At 70.7% G+C, this 19,209-nt stretch carries 13 protein-coding genes; 9 read left to right on the top strand and 4 right to left on the bottom strand.

Features of this window, described 5'->3' with window-relative positions:
* The first annotated feature begins 53 nt into the window (after positions 1–53).
* Both IF20_RS25415 and IF20_RS25420 read left to right on the top strand, forming a co-directional pair.
* A complete protein-coding gene (locus tag IF20_RS25415; RefSeq protein ID WP_234426823.1) occupies positions 54–449 on the top strand; it encodes an ATP-binding protein in 396 nt (131 codons plus the stop codon).
* Positions 450–739: 290 nt separating this feature from the next.
* Entirely contained in the window at positions 740–3,436 is a 2,697-nt protein-coding gene (locus IF20_RS25420; RefSeq protein ID WP_052867654.1) for a SpoIIE family protein phosphatase, read from the top strand.
* A 24-nt stretch (positions 3,437–3,460) separates the two neighbouring features.
* Here IF20_RS25420 and IF20_RS25425 read toward each other — a convergent pair whose 3' ends face one another.
* The 4 genes from IF20_RS25425 to IF20_RS25440 all read right to left on the bottom strand — a co-directional run bounded on the left by IF20_RS25425 (position 3,461) and on the right by IF20_RS25440 (position 7,434).
* On the bottom strand, positions 3,461–4,234 hold the full coding sequence (locus IF20_RS25425) for a succinate dehydrogenase/fumarate reductase iron-sulfur subunit (protein WP_052867655.1): 774 nt from the start codon (positions 4,232–4,234) through the stop codon (positions 3,461–3,463).
* Positions 4,231–6,192 (bottom strand): fumarate reductase/succinate dehydrogenase flavoprotein subunit, encoded by a 1,962-nt coding sequence (locus tag IF20_RS25430; protein WP_052867656.1) that lies wholly within the window; start codon positions 6,190–6,192, stop codon positions 4,231–4,233. The genes IF20_RS25425 and IF20_RS25430 overlap by 4 nt, the downstream gene beginning before the upstream one ends.
* Before the next feature lie 26 nt (positions 6,193–6,218).
* Positions 6,219–7,046, bottom strand: a complete 828-nt coding sequence (locus IF20_RS25435) for a hypothetical protein (protein ID WP_052867657.1) — start codon at positions 7,044–7,046, stop codon at positions 6,219–6,221.
* A 76-nt stretch (positions 7,047–7,122) separates the two neighbouring features.
* On the bottom strand, positions 7,123–7,434 hold the full coding sequence (locus IF20_RS25440; protein ID WP_052867658.1) for a hypothetical protein: 312 nt from the start codon (positions 7,432–7,434) through the stop codon (positions 7,123–7,125).
* 305 nt (positions 7,435–7,739) lie between these two features.
* On the opposite strand from IF20_RS25440, the gene IF20_RS25445 reads away from it, so the two are divergent.
* From IF20_RS25445 to IF20_RS25475, 7 genes are all read left to right on the top strand, one after another.
* The gene (locus IF20_RS25445) at positions 7,740–10,439 is read left to right on the top strand and encodes an ABC transporter substrate-binding protein (RefSeq protein WP_052867659.1); all 2,700 of its coding nucleotides are present in this window, start codon (positions 7,740–7,742) and stop codon (positions 10,437–10,439) included.
* 149 nt (positions 10,440–10,588) lie between these two features.
* Entirely contained in the window at positions 10,589–12,496 is a 1,908-nt protein-coding gene (typA, locus tag IF20_RS25450) for a translational GTPase TypA (protein ID WP_052867660.1), read from the top strand.
* 888 nt (positions 12,497–13,384) lie between these two features.
* Positions 13,385–15,007 (top strand): peptide ABC transporter substrate-binding protein, encoded by a 1,623-nt coding sequence (locus IF20_RS25455; protein ID WP_052867661.1) that lies wholly within the window; start codon positions 13,385–13,387, stop codon positions 15,005–15,007.
* Positions 15,008–15,099: 92 nt separating this feature from the next.
* Positions 15,100–16,026: an ABC transporter permease gene (locus IF20_RS25460; RefSeq protein WP_052867662.1), complete on the top strand. Its 927-nt coding sequence runs from the start codon at positions 15,100–15,102 to the stop codon at positions 16,024–16,026.
* Positions 16,019–17,014 (top strand): ABC transporter permease, encoded by a 996-nt coding sequence (locus tag IF20_RS25465; protein ID WP_052867663.1) that lies wholly within the window; start codon positions 16,019–16,021, stop codon positions 17,012–17,014. The genes IF20_RS25460 and IF20_RS25465 overlap by 8 nt, the downstream gene beginning before the upstream one ends.
* A gap of 11 nt (positions 17,015–17,025) precedes the next feature.
* Entirely contained in the window at positions 17,026–18,063 is a 1,038-nt protein-coding gene (locus tag IF20_RS25470; RefSeq protein WP_052867664.1) for an ABC transporter ATP-binding protein, read from the top strand.
* The gene (locus IF20_RS25475) at positions 18,056–19,111 is read left to right on the top strand and encodes an ABC transporter ATP-binding protein (RefSeq protein ID WP_052867665.1); all 1,056 of its coding nucleotides are present in this window, start codon (positions 18,056–18,058) and stop codon (positions 19,109–19,111) included. Before IF20_RS25470 ends, IF20_RS25475 begins: the two co-directional genes overlap by 8 nt.
* Positions 19,112–19,209: the final 98 nt, after the last annotated feature.

The following is a 19,209-nucleotide window of genomic DNA, read 5'->3' on the forward strand; positions in this document are numbered from 1 at the left end:
GCGACAGCGCAGCGGCAGGACCCCCGGGCTCTCCTGCGTCGCAGGCCCGCCGGCTGGGCACGGCAGCGGTCCCCCCGATCGCCGAGTGGAGCTTCCCCGCCGAGCCGGGCGTGGTCCGTACGGCCCGCGCCATGGTCCGCGAGACGCTGCACGACTGGGACCTGGAGCCGGCGGTGGACGTGGCCGTCCTCCTGGTCAGCGAGCTGGTGACGAACTCCCTGCGGTACGCCAGCGGGCCGATCGGCGTACGCATCGTCCGACTGCGCGGGGGCGACCTCCTCGTCGAGGTGTCCGACCCGCTGCCCGACCCGCCCCGCGAGCGCACGGCGGCGCCCGACGACGAAGGTGGCCGGGGACTGCAGCTGGTGGCATGCAGCGCCCGCCGGTGGGGCACCCGACGGGGCAGGAGCGGTAAGACGGTGTGGTTCGAGCTCGCCGAGACCGGCTGAGGCATGCCGGGCGGCCGCGCCCCTCGAGGTCCGTGAGCAGAAATCGCTGCTTCGTGCCTGGTGGGGAGGTTGGAGCGCGCCATGGCTGGTTATGAGTCAGGGTGGGTCGCGATCGTTGCGAATTCATCGAGATCTTGTCGATGACCTGCGATCGAGACTGTGCTGTGATCGTGAAGACCGTGTTCCGGATAGCCGTGTTGCTGGATACTCGGCCTGTCCGGTCCGGGCACGATGAGCTGGAGGGGACGGGGCTCGTGAGCGAGATGTCAGCGGGTGAGGAACACCCTGCTATGAGGGATGGGTCGGACCGGACGGTCGTGCCGGACGGCCCGCCGGTCTGGCAGAGCAGCGCGCCCGGATCGATCTACGACTACATCCGTGTCGCCTCCTTCGCGCTGGGGCCCGACGGCCGTATCGAGCAGTGGAGCCGCCGCGCCGCCGACATGCTGGGCATCCCCGCCAAGGACGCCATCGGCCAGGACCCCGTGGAGGCCTTCGTCCCGCGCGAGCTGCGCGAGACCGGCCACCGCACGGTCAGCGAGATCCTCGACGGCCGCGAGTGGACCGGCCTGGTGCCCTACCGCACCGGCCCGGAAGCGCCCGTCGACGGCCTCGCCGAGATCTACGTCATGCCGTCCGAGACCGGGTCGGGCGAGCGGGCCGCGGTCTGCCTCGTCGTGGACGTACGGGCGCTGCGCGGCATCGAGACCGACCTGGCCGCCGCGCAGGCGGTTTTCGGACAGTCCCCCATAGGGTTCATGCTCTTCGGCACGGATTTGCGACTGCGCCGGGTCAATGAACGTTTCGCCACCGTCTTCGGTGGCACGCCCAACAGCTTCTGCGGCGCGGCGCCCGAGGACTACCTCCCCCGCCCCGAAGCGGACCGGCTCAACGCCGCGCTGCGCAGGGTCCTGGAGACCGGCGAACCGGTCGCCGAGATGCAGCTGGTCGGCACCCCGCACGGCGCGGAGGAGCGCCGCCGCTGGTCGGTGTCGCTGTACCGGCTGCACAGCGCCAGCGGCCGCCCCATCGGCGTCGCCGCGCTCGCCTCCGACGTCACCGGCCGCCGCCGCGCCGAGCGGGAGGCCGCCAACGCCCGCCGGAACCTCGCGCTGCTGAACGAGGCCGGGGCGCGGATAGGCAACTCCCTGGACCTGGAGACCACCGCGCGCACGCTCCTGGACGTCGCGGTGCCGCAGTTCTGCGACCTGGCCTCGGTCGACCTCTACCAAGGGCTGCTGGCCGGGGACGAGGCGCCGCCCGGCATGGCCGACGGCAGCGCCGAGCTGCGCCGGGTCGCCTTCGCCAGCGCCGTGTCCGACGGGCCGCTGCCCCAGGGCGGCAGCGGCGGGGTGCCCGGCGGGGACGCGGCGGACGACGACGGCACGGTCGCGGTCGGCGCCGTGCACCGCTTCCCGTTCAACTCCCCCTGCGCGGGCGCGCTCCGCACGGCCCAGGCGCAGATCATCCCGGGCCGGGAGACCGACGACCGGCCCGAACTGGGCGGCGCCGTCGTGCACTCCACGCTCGCCGTGCCCATGGTCGCCCGGGACACCGTCGTCGGCCTGGTGCAGTTCTCCCGTACGAAGGGCAGCGAGTCCTTCGGCGAACGGGACACCGCGCTCGCCGTGGAGCTGGCCGCGCGCGCCGCCGTCTGCATCGACAACGCCCGGCTGTACCGCCGCGAGCACGAGCGCGCGCTGATCCTGCAGCGCAGCCTGCTGCCGCCCGGCGACCCCGAGGCCGCGGGCCTGGACATCGCCTGCCGCTACCTGCCCGGCACGACCGCCACCGAGGTCGGCGGCGACTGGTTCGACGTCATCGAGCTGCCGGGGCACCGCACCGCGCTGGTCGTCGGCGACGTGATGGGCCGCGGCCTGCGCGCCGCGGTCGCCATGGGCGAACTTCGTACGGCCGTCCGTACGCTCGCCCTGCTCGACCTGGAGCCGGCCGAGGTGCTCTCGGCGCTCGACGAGATCGCGCGCGGGCTCGGCGCCACGGGCGGCGGGGCGCGCTCGGGCCCGCGCGGGCGCGGGGCCGCGGGTGGCGCCGGGCAGCACGCGGGGACGGACATCGGCGCGGAGACCAGAGCGGACGCCGGGGCGCAAGCGGGCGCGGGCGCCCATGTGGGCTCCCGGCGCACCGACCGCGCCGCCGACCTCTCCGAGGTCTACCTCGCCACGTGCGTGTACGCCGTCTACGACCCGGTCACTCGGCGATGTACGTTCGCCAACGCCGGCCACCTGCCGCCCGTCCTGGTGGAGGAGGGCGAGGACGCCCTGCTCCTCGACGTCCCGCCCGGCATGCCGCTGGGCGTCGGCGGCGAGCCCTTCGAGGAGACCGAGGTCGAGCTGCCGGACGGGGCGCTGCTCGCCCTCTACACCGACGGCCTGGTCGAGTCCCGGGACCATCCGCTGGAGGAGGGCCTGCAGGCGTTCCGCGCGGCCCTGTCGGCGGCCGGGCGGCCGCTGGAGGACGCCTGCGACCACGTGCTCTCCGCGCTGGACACCCGGCACGGCGAGGACGACATCGCCCTGCTGATGGCCCGCGTGCACGGCCTGCCCAAGGACGCGGTCGGCGACTGGAACCTCGCCCCCGAGGCCCGCTCGGTCGCCCGCGCCCGCGAACTGGCCCGCGACCAGCTCACCGACTGGGGCCTGGAAGCCCTGGTCGACACGACGGAGCTGCTGGTCAGCGAGCTGGTCACCAACGCCCTGCGGCACGGCCACGGCGACATCCGGCTCCGCCTCCTGCTGGACCGCACCCTGGTCTGCGAGGTGTGGGACGCCGACCTGGCGCAGCCGCGGCGGCGGCGCGCGCGGGACACCGACGAGGGCGGCCGCGGCCTCCAGCTCGTCGGCCTGCTCAGCCGGGGCTGGGGCAGCCGCCGCACCCCCCGCGGCAAGACCGTCTGGTTCGAGCTGGACCTGCCCGACGGCGACGCCGAGCCGGTGGACCCGGCGGACGCGCTGCTCAGCCTGTTCTGAGCAGCGCGCCCCGGCGCGGGGCCGTCACCCCGACCGGCGCCGGCGGATCGTCTTCCCCAGCCAGACCAGGGGGTCGTACTTGCGGTCCACGGCCCGCTCCTTGAGGGGGATCAGCGCGTTGTCGGTGATCCGGATGTGCTCGGGGCAGACCTCGGTGCAGCACTTGGTGATGTTGCAGTAACCCAGGCCGTGCTCCTCCTGCGCGGCGCGCTTGCGGTCCAGGCCCTCGTCGGCCGCGGCGTCCAGGGGGTGCATGTCCAGCTCGGCGACGCGCATGAGGAAGCGGGGGCCGGCGAAGGCCTCCTTGTTCTCCTCGTGGTCCCGGACGACGTGGCAGGTGTCCTGGCACAGGAAGCACTCGATGCACTTGCGGAACTCCTGGGCCCGCCCCACGTCCTCCTGCTGCATCCGGTACTCGCCGGGTTTGAGATCGGCGGGCGGGATGAACGCCGGCACCTCGCGGGCCTTGGCGTAGTTGAAGGAGACGTCCGTGACCAGGTCGCGGACGACGGGGAAGGCACGCATCGGGGTGACGGTGACGGTCTCCGCGCGGTCGAAGACCGACATCCGCGTCATGCACATCAGCCGCGGCCGGCCGTTGATCTCCGCGCTGCACGAGCCGCACTTGCCGGCCTTGCAGTTCCAGCGCACCGCCAGGTCCGGGGCCTGGGTCGCCTGCAGCCGGTGGATGATGTCCAGCACCACCTCGCCCTCGTTCACCTCGACGGTGAAGTCGCCGAGGCCGCCGCCCGTCGCATCCCCCCGCCACACCCTGAAGTGCGCGTCGTACGAACTCACGAGCTCAGCTCCTCGTCGGTCAGGTACTTCGCCAGTTCGTCCCGCTCGAACAGCTCCAGCAGGTCGTCCCGGATCGCCGGCATCTCGCGCCGCTCCAGCCGGATGTGGGCGAGCGCGGGGTCCTCGGGCAGCTCGGGCCGGCCGTCGGTCGTGGCCAGCCGGCACAGCAGGTTGACCCGGCGCCAGCGGCGGTCCATCTCGGGATGGTCGTCCCGGGTGTGGCCGCCGCGGCTCTCCTTGCGCTCCAGCGCGGCCCGCGCCACGCACTCGCTGACCAGCAGCATGTTCCGCAGATCCAGCGAGAGGTGCCAGCCCGGGTTGTACTGCCGGTGACCCTCGACCCCGGCCCGCCGGGCCCGTACCCGCAGGTCCGCCAGTTTCTCCAGCGCCTGCTCCATCTCCGGCTGCCGGCGGATGATGCCGACCAGGTCGTTCATCGCCTGCTGGAGCTCCTGGTGCAGGGTGTACGGGTTCTCCGCCGGCCGCCCGGTGTGCGGGAGGCCCGAGTCCTCCGCGCTGAACGGCCGCAGCGCCTCCGCCTCGGCGGCCCCGGTCTCCCGCGGGTCCACGACGGGCCGCTCGCCGGCCGCCAGCGCGGCGGCGTACTCCGCGGCGTACATCCCGGCCCGCCGCCCGAAGACGAGCAGGTCGGAGAGGGAGTTGCCGCCGAGCCGGTTGGAGCCGTGCATGCCGCCGGCCACCTCGCCCGCGGCGAAGAGGCCGGGGACGCCGGTCGCGGCCGCGGTGTCCGGGTCGACGTCCACGCCGCCCATGACGTAGTGGCAGGTCGGCCCGACCTCCATCGCCTCCGCCGTGATGTCCACGTCCGCCAGCTCCTTGAACTGGTGGTGCATGGACGGCAGCCGGCGCCGGATCACCTCGGCCGGCATGCGGGTGGAGACGTCCAGGAAGACGCCGCCGTGCGGGGAGCCGCGGCCCGCCTTGACCTCGGCGTTGATGGCCCGCGCGACCTCGTCGCGGGGGAGCAGCTCGGGCGGGCGGCGGTTGCTGTCCGGATCCTCGTACCAGCGGTCGCCCTCGTCCTCGGACTGCGCGTACTTCTCCTTGAAGACGTCCGGCACGTAGTCGAACATGAAGCGCTTGCCCTCGCTGTTGCGCAGCACCCCGCCGTCGCCGCGTACCGACTCGGTGACGAGGATGCCCTTCACCGACGGGGGCCAGACCATGCCGGTGGGGTGGAACTGCACGAACTCCATGTTCACCAGCGGTGCCCCGGCGAGCAGCGCCAGCGCGTGCCCGTCGCCGGTGTACTCCCAGGAGTTGGAGGTCACCTTGAAGGACTTGCCGATGCCGCCGGTGGCCAGCACGACGGCCGGCGCCTCCAGTACGAAGAACCGGCCGGACTCGCGCTCGTAACAGAACGTTCCGGCGACCCGGCCGCCCTCCTTCAGGCTGTCTTCTTTCAAGATCCGCGTGACCGTGCACTCCTGGAAGACCTTCAGGCGCGCGTCGTACGCGCCGTGCTCCCGCTCGTCCTCCTGCTGCAGCGAGACGATCTTCTGCTGGAGGGTACGGATCAGCTCCAGCCCCGTACGGTCGCCGACGTGGGCGAGGCGCGGGTACTCGTGCCCGCCGAAGTTGCGCTGCGAGATGCGGCCGTCCGGGGTGCGGTCGAAGAGCGCGCCCCAGGTCTCCAGCTCCCAGACCCGGTCCGGGGCCTCCCGCGCGTGCAGCTCGGCCATCCGCCAGTGGTTCAGGAACTTGCCGCCGCGCATGGTGTCGCGGAAGTGGACCTTCCAGTTGTCGCCCTCGTTGACGTTGCCCATGCTGGCCGCGATGCCGCCCTCGGCCATGACCGTGTGGGCCTTGCCGAACAGGGACTTGCAGATCACCGCCGTCCGCATGCCCTGCTCGCGGGCCTCGATGGCGGCTCGCAGGCCGGCCCCGCCGGCGCCCACCACGACCACGTCCCAGGCCTGCCGTTCGACTTGCGTCATGAAAATGCGCACCCTTCCTGGGAGCTCTAGAAGAACCGCGGATCGTCGAAGGCCCCGACGGACAACAGGTAGACGTAGAAGTCGGCGGCGGCCACGCTGATCAGCGAGGCCCAGGCCAGCACCGCGTGCCGGGCGTTCAGCCGGCTCACCCAGCCCCACATCCGGTACCGCACCGGATGCTTGGAGAAGTGCTTCAGGCGCCCGCCGACGATGTGCCGGCAGGAGTGGCAGGAGAGGGTGTACGCCCAGATCAGGGCGATGTTCACGAGGAAGATCAGGGAGCCCAGGCCCATGTGGCCCCACGCGTAGCTCTCGTCGCGGAAGGCGAGGACGGTGTCGTACGTCAGCACGCCCGCGACCAGCAGCGCGGCATAGAAGAAGTACCGGTGAATGTTCTGCAGGATCAGCGGGAAGCGGGTCTCGCCGCTGTAGCTCTTGTGCGGCTCGGCGACCGCGCACGCCGGGGGCGAGGCCCAGAAGCCGCGGTAGTAGGCCTTGCGGTAGTAGTAGCAGGTCAGCCGGAAGCCCAGCGGGAAGATCAGGATCAGCAGCGCGGGGGACAGGCCCCACCAGCCGCCGAACAGCTCCCAGTTGGGGCCGGCCCGCATGGTCTCGCAGTTCTCCGCGAGGCAGGGGGAGTAGAACGGCGAGACGTACGGCGCGTGGTAGTAGTCGGCGTTCGCGAACGCCCGCCAGGTCGAGTACACGACGAACGCGAGCAGCCCGGCCGCGGTGCTCGCCGGGTAGAGCCACCAGCGCTCGGTGCGCAGGTGACGGGCGGGGATGGCGGCGCGAGTGGGGCCGTGCACCCCGCTCGCGCCGGTCGTGGATGTGGGTTCGGTGCCTGTGGCCAACGTCGGTCTCCTGAGGCGGAGCTGCTGGGTGTGGGGGCGGACGAGGAGGGGGCGGTGCCGGGCACGAGCGGTGCGCCTACGGCGCCCGGCGGTCGCGTGCGCCCAGCCCCTCGTCCTCGGCGTCGGTCCACAGGGAGGCGTCGTACGGCGCGTCGGGGATGGTCACCATGTCGGACACCGCGCGTCCCGCGGTCGGCACCGGCCGGCCGTGGTCGTCGGGCGCGGCCTGAGCACGCAGCAGTTCGAGGCTTTCGCGCAGGTGCTCGGTGTCGCTGCGGACCCGGCGTATCTCCAACCCGCCGCCGACCTGCTGCTCCAGGCGCCCGACCGAGCGGACCAGGTCCTCCAGGCTGCGTTGCACAGCCGTCAGATCATCGTGCAAGGACATGACGAGCCCTCACTTCCGAGGGTGCGGTCGGCAATCTCATGCGCCTGCGAGTGTCGCGCGTCACAGTCGCGGTTGGGAAGGGATAGGGCCGTATTCCGGGTCACGATGGCGCATAGCAGGGCGCCGCCGATCGATCCACGCCCCGTTGGGCCGACCGGGTGGCCTTGGGAAGTCGGCCGCCGTGTCGCCGTGCCGCGCCCCACGCCGTCGTTTTCAGTGGACGGGCCATAGGTGTGATGAGCCGCAAAGTCGGCCGAATGTGATCAGCGGCGGCGGCCGCGCGGGCGAGCCCGGAGGTAACAGAGATGACCGACCACGTCGGACCGCGGGGCGTCGGCGGCGGCCGGCCGGCCGGCCGCGGGCGCCGCCGGGTGGCCCTCCTCACGGCGGGCGCGCTGCTCCCGCTGCCCCTGCTGGCCGGCTGCGGCGGGGACGACGAAGCCCCCGCCGCCGGGGCCGGCAGCCAGGACATCGCCCCCGCGGCGGCGGCCACGCTGCGCGACGGCGGTACGGTGCGCTGGGCCGTGGACGAGCTCCCCGGCACCTTCAACGCCTTCCAGGCGGACGCCGGTGCGAGCACGGACACGGTCGCGGGCGCGGTCCTCCCGGCCCTCTTCACCCTGGACGCCAACGGCGTGCCGCAGCGCAACGCCGACTACCTGGAGGCCGCCGAGGTCACCCAGCGCGAGCCGCGGCAGATCGTGCGGTACACCCTGGCCCCCGGCGCGCGCTGGAGCGACGGCCGGCGGATCTCCGCGGCCGACTTCGCCGCCCAGTGGAAGGCGCTGCGCGGGAAGAACGCCGCCTACTGGACCGCCCGCAACGCCGGCTACGACCGGATCGAGAAGGTCCGGGCCGGCGGGCGGCCCGGCGAGATCGAGGTGGTCTTCGCCCGCCCGTACGCCGACTGGCAGTCGCTCTTCACCCCGCTGTACCCGAAGAACGTGATGCGCTCCCCGGCGGCCTTCAACGACGGCGCGCGGAAGGGGCTCGCGCTCTCCGCCGGGCCGTTCCGGGTACGGGCGAAGGACGGCCGCGAGGACTCCCTCACGCTCGTACGGAATCCGCGGTGGTGGGGCGGCCGGGCCCGGCTGAAGAAGATCGTGCTCACCGACGTGCCCGTGGCGAAGCGGGCGAAGGCGCTGGCCGAGGGCCGGATCGACGTCGCGGCCGTCGACCGCGGCACCGCCAAGGAGATCACCACGGCGCGCGGCACGAACCAGCAGGCCGCCGTCGGGGACGACGCCCCGCGCGGCGCCGTCTCCTCCGAAGCGCTGCGCCACCAGGCGCAGGCCCGCGGCAGCGAGGCCGAGCGCACGACGGAGGCGAAGCGCCGCAAGGAGGCGGCCGCCGCCGCGGCCCGCCGCGCCCACCTGCGCGACTACACCGTCCACCGCGCCCTCTCGCCCTCCTTCACCCAGCTGGCGCTGAACGGCAGCACGGGGCCGCTCACCGACGAGCGGGTCCGCCGCGCGGTGGCCCGCGCCATCGACCGCACCGCGCTGGCGAAGGAGGTGCTGGACCCGCTCCGACTGCCCGCCGCGCCGGTCGGCAGTCACCTCCTCCTGGCGGGGCAGCCCGGGTACCGCGACAACAGCGGCGCGCTGGGCGCCCAGGACACCCAGGCGGCCCAGGCGCTGCTGGCCGACGCCGGCTGGCGCATGCCGGCGGCCGGCGGCGAGCAGCAGACCGACGCGCAGCCCGGCGAGCGGGAGGCCGACCGGGGCCGGTCCGATGCGGACGCCGGCCGGACCGACGGCGAGAACGGGCAGCCGGGCCCGCAGAACGGGGCCGGCCGACCGCATGGCGGCCCCGGTGCCGGCCGGCCCGCCGCGACGGCGCCCGTCACCCTCTCCACGCTGACCGGCGCCGGCTCGGCAGGCGTCCAGCGCGCGGCCCTGCTGCGGCAGAGCGCGGCGCTGTACGACGCGGCGGCCCGTACGGACCGGCACCGCGCCCTGGGGGACCGCAAGTCGGCCGCGTACGCCGCGTACGAGCGGGCGAGCGGCCGGGCCGCGGACGCCTGGGACGAGGCCGACGTCCTCGCGGAGGCCGCCCGGCAGCAGACCACCGCGCTCGCGGCGGGCTGGGACGACACCAAGCCCGGGGCCGGCGGGGACGTCGCGGGTACCGGACCGGCCGGCCCGGTCAGCGCCGTCCAGGCCCGCGAGGCCGCGGCCGCCGCCGAACGGAACCGCCTCGCGGCGCTCGCGGAGCGCACGGACCGGAAGGCGGTCCGGGCCACGCAGGAGGAGAAGGCACCCCTTGCGGGGCGGGCCGTGCGGGCCGGGATGGCCGCCCCCGGTGCCGGGGACGGCCGGGGAGCGGGAGAACACGACGAGAAGGCCGACAAGGCCGACAAGGCCGATAAGGTTGAAAAGGTCGAAAAGAACGACAAAGACGGCAAGGGTGCCGAGCACGGCCGGCACGCGCGCGGCCACGACGACGCGGCGGCCGGCCGGAGCGCCGTCTTCGTGAAGAAGAACGGCCGCCCGCTCATGCTGCGCTTCGTCCTCCCCGACGGCCCCGGCACCGCCCAGCTGCGCACCGTCGCCGACCGGATCTCGGAAATGCTCATGAAGATCGGCGTACGGACGACCGTCAAGAAGGTGGCCGACAAGAGCTACTTCGCGGACCACATCGCGTCCGGCGACTACGACCTGGCGCTCTACTCGTGGCCCGGCAGCGCCTATCCGGCCACCGACGCCCGGCCCATCTACGCCAAGCCCCGGCCCGCCGCGGACGGCTCGCTGACCGTGGAGCAGAACTACACCCGGGTCGGCACCGACCGGATCGACCAGCTCTTCGACCAGGCCTCCACCGAGCTGGACCCGGACGCGGCGCGCGCTCTCGTCGCCCAGGCCGATCAGCGGATCTGGGCCGCCGCCGGGTCGGTCCCGCTGTACCGGCAGCCGCAGCTCGTGGCGGCCAGGTCCGAGCTGGCCAATGTGGGCGCATTCGGCTTCGCGACGCCTCGGTACCAGGACATCGGCTATAAGAAGTAGCAGGTCAGGGCGGGTGCGAACGGGCTGGGGCGGCCGTTGCCGCGCCAGCCCCGTACCATGGGGTGAGGCCGTGGCGTGATGATGCCCGGCGGGCGCGCGTGCCGGACCGTACGCGCCGTCATCCACAATCCGGGAGAAGCGCCGCAAGTATGCCCACGCGCCACGACATTCGTAACGTCGCCATCGTCGCCCACGTCGACCACGGCAAGACCACCCTTGTCGACGCCATGCTCAAGCAGGCGGGAGCCTTCGCCGCGCACGCCGCCGAGAACCTCGACGAGCGCATGATGGACTCCAACGACCTGGAGCGTGAGAAGGGCATCACGATCCTCGCCAAGAACACGGCGGTGAAATACCACCCCAAGAGCGGCGGGGACCCGATCACGATCAACATCATCGACACCCCCGGCCACGCCGACTTCGGTGGCGAGGTCGAGCGCGGTCTGTCGATGGTCGACGCGGTCGTGCTGCTGGTCGACGCGTCCGAGGGCCCGCTGCCGCAGACCCGCTTCGTGCTGCGCAAGGCGCTGGCCGCGAAGATGCCGGTCATCCTGTGCATCAACAAGACCGACCGGCCCGACTCCCGGATCGCCGAGGTCGTCGACGAGACGTACGACCTGTTCCTGGACCTGGACGCGGACGAGGACCAGATCGAGTTCCCGATCGTCTACGCCTGCGCCCGTGACGGCGTCGCGTCGCTGACCAAGCCGGAGGACGGCACCGTCCCGGCCGACAGCACGAACCTGGAGCCGTTCTTCACCACGCTGCTGGAGACCGCCCCGGCCCCCGAGTACGACGAGGAGGCCCCGCTCCAGGCGCACGTCACCAACCTGGACGCCGACAACTTCCTCGGCCGTATCGCGCTGCTCCGCGTCGAGCAGGGCGAGCTGCGCAAGGGCCAGACCGTCGCGTGGATGAAGCGCGACGGGTCGGTGCAGAACGTCCGCATCACCGAGCTGATGATGACCGAGGCGCTCACCCGCAAGCCGGCCGAGGTGGCGGGCCCGGGCGACATCTGCGCGGTCGCCGGTATCCCCGACATCATGATCGGCGAGACGCTGGCCGACCCGGAGAACCCGGTCGCGCTGCCGCTGATCACGGTCGACGAGCCCGCGATCTCGATGACCATCGGTACGAACACCTCGCCGCTGGTCGGCCGCGGCGGCACCGGCAAGGGCGCGGACGCCAAGGCCGCGGTCAAGGACCGCAAGGTCACCGCCCGCCAGGTCAAGGACCGGCTGGACCGCGAGCTGATCGGTAACGTCTCGCTGCGCGTGCTGGACACCGAGCGCCCGGACGCCTGGGAGGTGCAGGGCCGCGGTGAGCTGGCGCTGGCCATCCTGGTCGAGCAGATGCGCCGCGAGGGCTTCGAGATGACCATCGGCAAGCCGCAGGTGGTCACCAAGGAGGTCGACGGCAAGGTCTACGAGCCGACCGAGCGCATGACCATCGACGTGCCCGAGGAGCACATGGGCGCGGTCACGCAGCTCATGGGCGTCCGCAAGGGCCGGATGGACAACATGTCCAACCACGGCTCGGGCTGGGTCCGCATGGAGTTCATCGTGCCCTCCCGCGGTCTGATCGGCTTCCGTACGGAGTTCCTGACCAACACCCGCGGTACGGGCATCGCGCACTCCATCCACGAGGGCCACGAGCCGTGGTTCGGCACCCTGCAGACCCGTAACAACGGTTCGCTGGTCGCCGACCGCGCCGGCACGGTCACCGCGTTCGCGATGACCAACCTCCAGGAGCGTGGCGTGCTCTTCACCGACCCGGGCACCGAGGTGTACGAGGGCATGATCGTCGGCGAGAACAGCCGCTCCGACGACATGGACGTCAACATCACCAAGGAGAAGAAGCTCACGAACATGCGGTCCTCGACCGCGGACGTGACCGAGTCGATCGTGCCGCCGCGCAAGCTCTCCCTGGAGCAGTCGCTGGAGTTCTGCCGCGACGACGAGTGCGTCGAGGTGACCCCGGAGGCCGTGCGCATCCGCAAGGTGAACCTGGACGCCCGCGAGCGCGCCCGCGCCGCCTCCCGCGCCAAGCACAACTGACGCCCGCAGGGCCCCAGTAGAGCGACGCAGCGCCCCGCCGGACTCCTGTCCGGCGGGGCGCTGCCGTATGTCGCCGTGCTCTCGATGGGCGCATTTATCGCACGGGACATCCGCCGTCAAGACGCCGCAGGTCGTGCCGCCACCCCCGCCGGGTGTCGGTACACCGTCAAGGCCTCCTCAAGTCTCTTGATCGTGAATCCCGGGTCGCGTAGCTTTCGTAAATGCGGCGCGATCACCCGCATTTCACCAGCAGGATTACGGGGGAGCACCGCTTGTACAGGAGGAAGTTCGCGGGCGCTCCCGCAAAAGCGTCAAGGTCAAGAGCATTACCGTCTCGTACCGTTCGGCGGTGGGGAGTGAAGGAAATGCGCAATTCCTGCAGCGGGGCAACTGCAAGACGGTGTCGCAGACCCGCTGGGTCGGTTCGGTGCTAGGCGTGCGAGAGAGGTCGCACTCCGTTGCGCCTGTTCACGGGCGGTGACGTCGATTTCCCGACGCCACCGCCCGTTCGCTGCCGCATCAGGGAAATGCCGCTGCTACCGACGGTGCGCGAGTGATAACCGCCCGGTGTCGAGGTGTGCGTCCGATTAACGGGAAGTGCGGCGACGATCCGGCGAGTCTTGTGTCCCTTTCGTTGCTTTCTGTATTGATTGGTTTGTCCGTATTTCGGGCGCCACCCTCCCGGATGTGACCAAAAAGTAACCAGCAACTCGTGGTTTCTCAGCGGAAACTGACCCAGGATGGGGCCATTGAGCTCGGGTCAATGGGTCACGTGCCGTTCAAGGCGTCGACTCGCGAGCGTCGGGGGCTGGTCACGGACTGTCAGGGGTGTCAGTACGAGATCAGCTCCTTTCCATGTCAAGAATGGACTCATGAGGAGGCAGTCCCATGCGCGGTGTCAAAAGCGCCACTTGGGTCGCAGGAGCGATAGTCGTGGCGATGACCGCCACTGCCTGTGGGGGTGGCGGCGGGAGCGACAGCAAGGCGGCTGTCGACCCCAGCGGCACGTACACCTACTACAACACCGAGCCGCAGCACCCGCTCGTCCCGACCAACACCAATGAGGTCGGCGGCCACTACCTCCTCGCCAACCTCTTCCGCGGTCTGGTCGACTACGACGGCAACGGCAAGCTGCGCCTGCAGAACGCCGAGAGCATCGAGTCCAAGGACAACCAGCACTTCACGGTGAAGCTGAAGGACGGCTGGAAGTTCCACAACGGCGAGCCGGTGACCGCCGCCTCCTACGTGGACGCGTGGAACTGGGGTGCCAACGCCAAGAACGCGCAGCTGAACTCCTCGTGGTTCGAGGCCATCAAGGGCTACGAGGACGTCCACCCGGAGAAGGGCGACCCGAAGACCGACAAGATGTCCGGTCTGAAGGTCGTCAACGACCACGAGTTCACCATCGAGCTCTCGCGCCCGGTCTCCACGTTCAAGCAGCGCCTCTTCTACGACGCGTTCTACCCGCTGCCCAAGGCGTTCTTCAAGGACCCCAAGAAGTTCGGCGAGAACCCGATCGGCAACGGCCCGTACCAGCAGGACGGGAACTGGGAGCACAAGGTCCGGTTCAAGGTCAAGAAGTACGCCGGCTACAAGGGTGTGGACAAGCCCAAGAACGGCGGCATCGACTTCAAGTTCTACAACACGGATGACAGCGCCTACAACGACCTGGTCTCGGGCAAGCTGGACATCATGTACAAGGTCCCGAACTCGGCGACCAGCAAGTTCCAGACGGACCTGGGCGACCGCGCGGTGAACGAGCCGTACGGCGGCATCACCACCATCGCCTTCCCCATGTACGACAAGGAGTGGGGCAAGCCGGAGAAGGCCAAGGTCCGCCAGGGCCTGTCCATGGCCATCGACCGCGACACCATCGTCAAGACGGTCCTGAAGGACGCCTACGACGCGGCGGACGGCTGGGTGCCGACGGTCGTCGAGGGCTACAAGAAGGACGCCTGCGGGGAGTACTGCAAGTTCGACCCCAAGAAGGCGAAGAAGCTCATCAAGGAAGGCGGTGGCGTCCCCGGCAACAAGATGACCATCACCTTCAACAACGACGGCGGTCACCGGGACTGGGCCGAGGCGGTCTGCAACGACATCCAGCAGAACACCGGCGTGAAGTGTGCCGCCGAGCCGAAGCCGACCTTCCAGCAGGTGCGTAACGAGATCACCAGCAAGAAGATGAGCAGCGGCTTCCGGATGGCCTGGGTCCAGGACTTCCCGAACATCGCCAACTTCTTCGGTGAGCAGTACCGCACCGGCGCCGGCGCCAACGACATGGGCTTCTCCGACAAGAAGATGGACGAGCTGATGGACAAGGCCGACAAGGCCAAGACCGTCGGCGAGTCCAACGAGCTCTACGCGCAGGCCCAGAAGAGGCTGACGGAGCAGATGCCGTCCATCCCGCTCTTCTTCGACCACACGCTGGGCGGCTACTCGGACAAGGTGCAGAACGTCAAGTTCGACACCTTCCGCCAGGCGATCTGGACCGACGTCGAGGTCAAGAAGTAACCGGGACGCTGCATGTGACACAGGCCCGGTAGCCGCCCCGCCCCTACCCCCGGGTGGGGCGGCCGCCGGGCCGGTCAGCGACAGGAGGAACCATGGGGCGCTACGTCGCGCGGCGACTGCTCCAGATGATCCCGGTCTTCATCGGGACCACGCTGCTCATTTTCCTGATGGTGTATTCGCTGCCGGGCGATCCCATCGCGGCACTCTTCGGCGACAAGGCCGCCGACCCGGCCACCGTCGCCAGACTGCGGCACGAGTACGGGCTGGACCAGCCCCTGCTGGTGCAGTACTGGAACTACCTGACGGGCCTGCTCCAGGGCGACTTCGGGCAGAGCTTCACCGGCCGCCCCGTGGCCGACCTGATGGCCGACGCCTTCCCCGTCACGATCCGCCTGGCCCTCTTCGCCTTCGGCATCGAGGTCGTCCTCGGCATCGCGCTCGGCATGCTCACGGGGCTCAAGCGCGGCAAGTTCATCGACCAGCTCGTCCTGGTCCTGACGCTCGTCGTCATCTCCATCCCGGTGTTCGTGCTCGGCTTCCTCGCGCAGTTCTTCCTGGGCTTCAAGTGGGGAGTGATCACCCCGACCGTCCAGGACTCCATGAACCTGGGGCAGCTGGCCGTACCGGCCGTCGTGCTCGGCGCCCTGTCGCTGGCGTACGTCACCCGCCTCACCCGTACCACCGTCGCGGAGAACCTGCGCGCCGACTACATGCGCACGGCCCTGGCCAAGGGCCTGCCGACCCGTCGGCGCATCGGCGTGCACCTGATGCGCAACTCCCTCATCCCCGTGATCACGTTCCTCGGCACCGACCTCGGCATGCTCATGGGCGGTGCGATCGTGACCGAGGGCATCTTCAACGTCCAGGGCGTGGGCAACACCCTCTACCGGGCCATCCAGACCAGTGAGGGCCCGACCGTGGTCGGCATCGTCACGGTGCTCGTCCTCGTCTACCTCGTCGCCAGCCTGGTCGTCGACCTGCTCTACGCCGTTCTGGACCCGAGGATCCGCTATGCCTGACAAGACGACAGTGACCCCCAGCAGCGTCGCGGGCGCGGGCCCCGGCCAGACCGGCAGCGGTGTGGACGTCTCGGCACCCAGCGTCGCCGCGGCCTCCGAACTCGCTTCCATGGGCGGCGTCAACAAGCCCCGCAGCCTCGGCCAGGACGCCTGGCGCGAGCTGCGCGCCCGCCCCATGTTCTGGACGGCCGGCATCCTGCTGGTGGTCCTCATCCTCATGGCGGCGTTCCCGTTCCTGTTCACGGGCGCCGACCCCGGCCACGCCGACCTGCGGAACCACTACCTCGGTGACCCGCAGTGGACGCACCTCTTCCAGGAGGACTGGTTCGGCTACAACAAGCAGGGCCAGAGCGTCTGGGCCCGTACCGTCTACGGAGCCCGGGCCTCGGTCATCATCGGCATCTGCGTCACCTTCGCGGTGACCGTGCTCGGTGGGTTCCTCGGCATGATCGCCGGCTACTTCGGCGGCTGGTGGGATGCCCTGCTCTCCCGCCTGACCGACATCTTCTTCGGCATCCCGCTGCTGCTCGGCGCGCTCGTCCTGCTGCAGGCGTTCACGCACCGCACGGTGTGGACCGTCGTACTCGGCCTCACGGTCTTCGGCTGGATGCAGATCGCCCGCGTCATGCGCGGTGCGGTCATCACGCAGAAGCAGGCGGACTTCGTGACCGCCGCGCGGGCCCTCGGCGCCGGCAACGGCCGCATCCTGCTGAAGCACATCCTGCCGAACGCCATCGGCCCCGTCATCGTCGTCGCGACCATCGCGCTGGCCGGCTACATCTCCACCGAGGCCACCCTGTCCTACCTGGGCATCGGCCTCCAGCCGCCGGCCATCTCGTGGGGCGTGGACATCGCTTCGGCCAAGGACGTGCTGCGCGACGCCCCGCACGTCCTGCTCGTTCCGTCGACGTTCCTGAGCCTGACGGTGCTGGCGTTCATCCTCCTCGGCGACGCGGTGCGCGACGCCCTCGACCCCAAGCTGCGCTGAGGGAGGCGTACGTGACCACCACCGAGAAGACCGCGGCTGTTTCCGCGCCGCGGACGCCGGAAGCGGCCGGTTCGCCGCTGCTCCAGGTCCGTGACCTGCACGTCGAGTTCCACACCCGGGACGGCGTCGTGAAGGCCGTGAACGGCGTGAACTACAGCGTGAGCGCGGGCGAGACGCTGGCCGTGCTGGGCGAGTCCGGCTCCGGCAAGTCCGTCACCGCTCAGGCGATCATGGGCATCCTCGACATGCCGCCGGCGAAGATCCCGCAGGGCGAGATCCTCTTCCGCGGCGAGGACATGCTGAAGATGACCGTCGAGCAGCGCCGCCGGGTACGCGGCGCGAAGATCGCCATGATCTTCCAGGACGCGCTGTCCTCGCTGAACCCGGTGCTCTCCGTCGGGTACCAGCTCGGCGAGATGTTCCGCGTCCACCAGGGCCTGTCCAAGAAGGACGCGAAGGCCAAGGCCATCGAGCTGATGGACAAGGTCAAGATCCCGGCGGCGAAGAACCGGGTCGGGGACTACCCCCACCAGTTCTCCGGCGGCATGCGCCAGCGCATCATGATCGCGATGGCGCTGGCCCTGGAGCCGGACCTGATCATCGCCGACGAGCCCACCACGGCCCTCGACGTCACCGTCCAGGCCCAGGTCATGGACCTGCTCGCGGAGCTTCAGCGCGAGTACCACATGGGACTGATCCTGATCACCCACGACCTCGGCGTGGTCGCCGACGTCGCCGACAAGATCGCGGTGATGTACGCGGGCCGGATCGTCGAGAACGCACCGGTGCGCGAGCTCTACAAGAACCCCGCGCACCCGTACACCCGCGGTCTGCTGGACTCCATCCCGCGCCTGGACCAGAAGGGCCAGGAGCTGTACGCGATCAAGGGTCTGCCGCCCAACCTGCTCCACGTCCCCAGCGGCTGCGCCTTCAACCCGCGCTGCCCCATGGCCCAGGACGTCTGCCGTACGGACGTCCCGGCACTGGCCAAGGTGGCCGACGGCCGCGGCAGCGCGTGCCACTTCTGGAAGGAGACGCTCCATGGCTGAGTCCCTCACGAAAAGCGCGGACCGCGAGCCGATCCTCCAGGTCCGCAACCTGGTCAAGCACTTCCCCCTCACCCAGGGCGTGCTGTTCAAGAAGCAGGTCGGCGCGGTCAAGGCGGTCGACGGCATCTCCTTCGACCTGTACCGGGGCGAGACGCTGGGCATCGTCGGCGAGTCCGGCTGCGGCAAGTCGACCGTCGCCAAGCTGCTGATGAACCTGGAGCGGGCGACCGCGGGCGAGGTCTTCTACAAGGGCGAGGACATCTCCAAGCTCTCCGGCCGCGCCCTGAAGACCGTCCGCCGCAACATCCAGATGGTCTTCCAGGACCCGTACACCTCGCTGAACCCGCGGATGACGGTCGGCGACATCATCGGCGAACCCTTCGACATCCATCCCGAGGCGGCCCCGAAGGGCGACCGCCGCCGCAAGGTCCAGGAGCTGCTGGACGTGGTCGGCCTCAACCCCGAGTACGTCAACCGCTACCCGCACCAGTTCTCCGGCGGCCAGCGCCAGCGCATCGGCATCGCCCGCGGCCTCGCGCTCAACCCGGAGATCATCATCTGCGACGAGCCGGTCTCCGCGCTCGACGTCTCGGTCCAGGCCCAGGTCATCAACCTGATGGAGCGGCTGCAGGACGAGTTCGACCTCTCCTACGTCTTCATCGCGCACGACCTCTCCATCGTCCGGCACATCTCCGACCGCGTCGGCGTGATGTACCTCGGGCGGATGGCCGAGATCGGCACCGACCAGGAGATCTACGAGCACCCCACGCACCCGTACACCCAGGCGCTCCTCTCGGCCGTCCCGGTCCCCGACCCGGAGGTCAGCGGCGCCCGCGAGCGCATCATCCTCAGCGGCGACGTGCCCTCCCCGGCCAACCCGCCCTCCGGCTGCCGCTTCCGCACCCGCTGCTGGAAGGCCCAGGACAAGTGCGCCGAGGAGACCCCCCTCCTTGCCGTCCCGGCCCCCTTCAAGGACACCGACTCCCCGGCGGCCCACGATTCGGCCTGCCACTTCGCGGAGGAGAAGGACGTGGTGGGGGCGGCGTAGCTCCCTCAGGGGGGTCCTTCCGCGCCCTACTGGGCCATTCGGGTGCAGCGCCCGGGGGAGCTACGGCTCTTCCGGGCGCTGTGTCGTTTTCGGCGGCG

The organism is Streptomyces niger, from assembly GCF_000718305.1.
Taxonomy (GTDB): Bacteria; Actinomycetota; Actinomycetes; order Streptomycetales; family Streptomycetaceae; genus Streptomyces; species Streptomyces niger.

What these genes read in the sequence shown, in the direction of transcription:
- IF20_RS25420 (WP_052867654.1), top strand. Translation starts at nt 740, where the DNA reads ATGAGGGATGGGTCGGACCGGACGGTCGTGCCGGACGGCCCGCCGGTC.
- IF20_RS25430 (WP_052867656.1), bottom strand. Translation starts at nt 6,192, where the DNA reads ATGACGCAAGTCGAACGGCAGGCCTGGGACGTGGTCGTGGTGGGCGCC.
- IF20_RS25440 (WP_052867658.1), bottom strand. Translation starts at nt 7,434, where the DNA reads ATGTCCTTGCACGATGATCTGACGGCTGTGCAACGCAGCCTGGAGGAC.
- IF20_RS25445 (WP_052867659.1), top strand. Translation starts at nt 7,740, where the DNA reads ATGACCGACCACGTCGGACCGCGGGGCGTCGGCGGCGGCCGGCCGGCC.
- typA (WP_052867660.1), top strand. Translation starts at nt 10,589, where the DNA reads ATGCCCACGCGCCACGACATTCGTAACGTCGCCATCGTCGCCCACGTC.
- IF20_RS25455 (WP_052867661.1), top strand. Translation starts at nt 13,385, where the DNA reads ATGCGCGGTGTCAAAAGCGCCACTTGGGTCGCAGGAGCGATAGTCGTG.
- IF20_RS25460 (WP_052867662.1), top strand. Translation starts at nt 15,100, where the DNA reads ATGGGGCGCTACGTCGCGCGGCGACTGCTCCAGATGATCCCGGTCTTC.
- IF20_RS25465 (WP_052867663.1), top strand. Translation starts at nt 16,019, where the DNA reads ATGCCTGACAAGACGACAGTGACCCCCAGCAGCGTCGCGGGCGCGGGC.
- IF20_RS25475 (WP_052867665.1), top strand. Translation starts at nt 18,056, where the DNA reads ATGGCTGAGTCCCTCACGAAAAGCGCGGACCGCGAGCCGATCCTCCAG.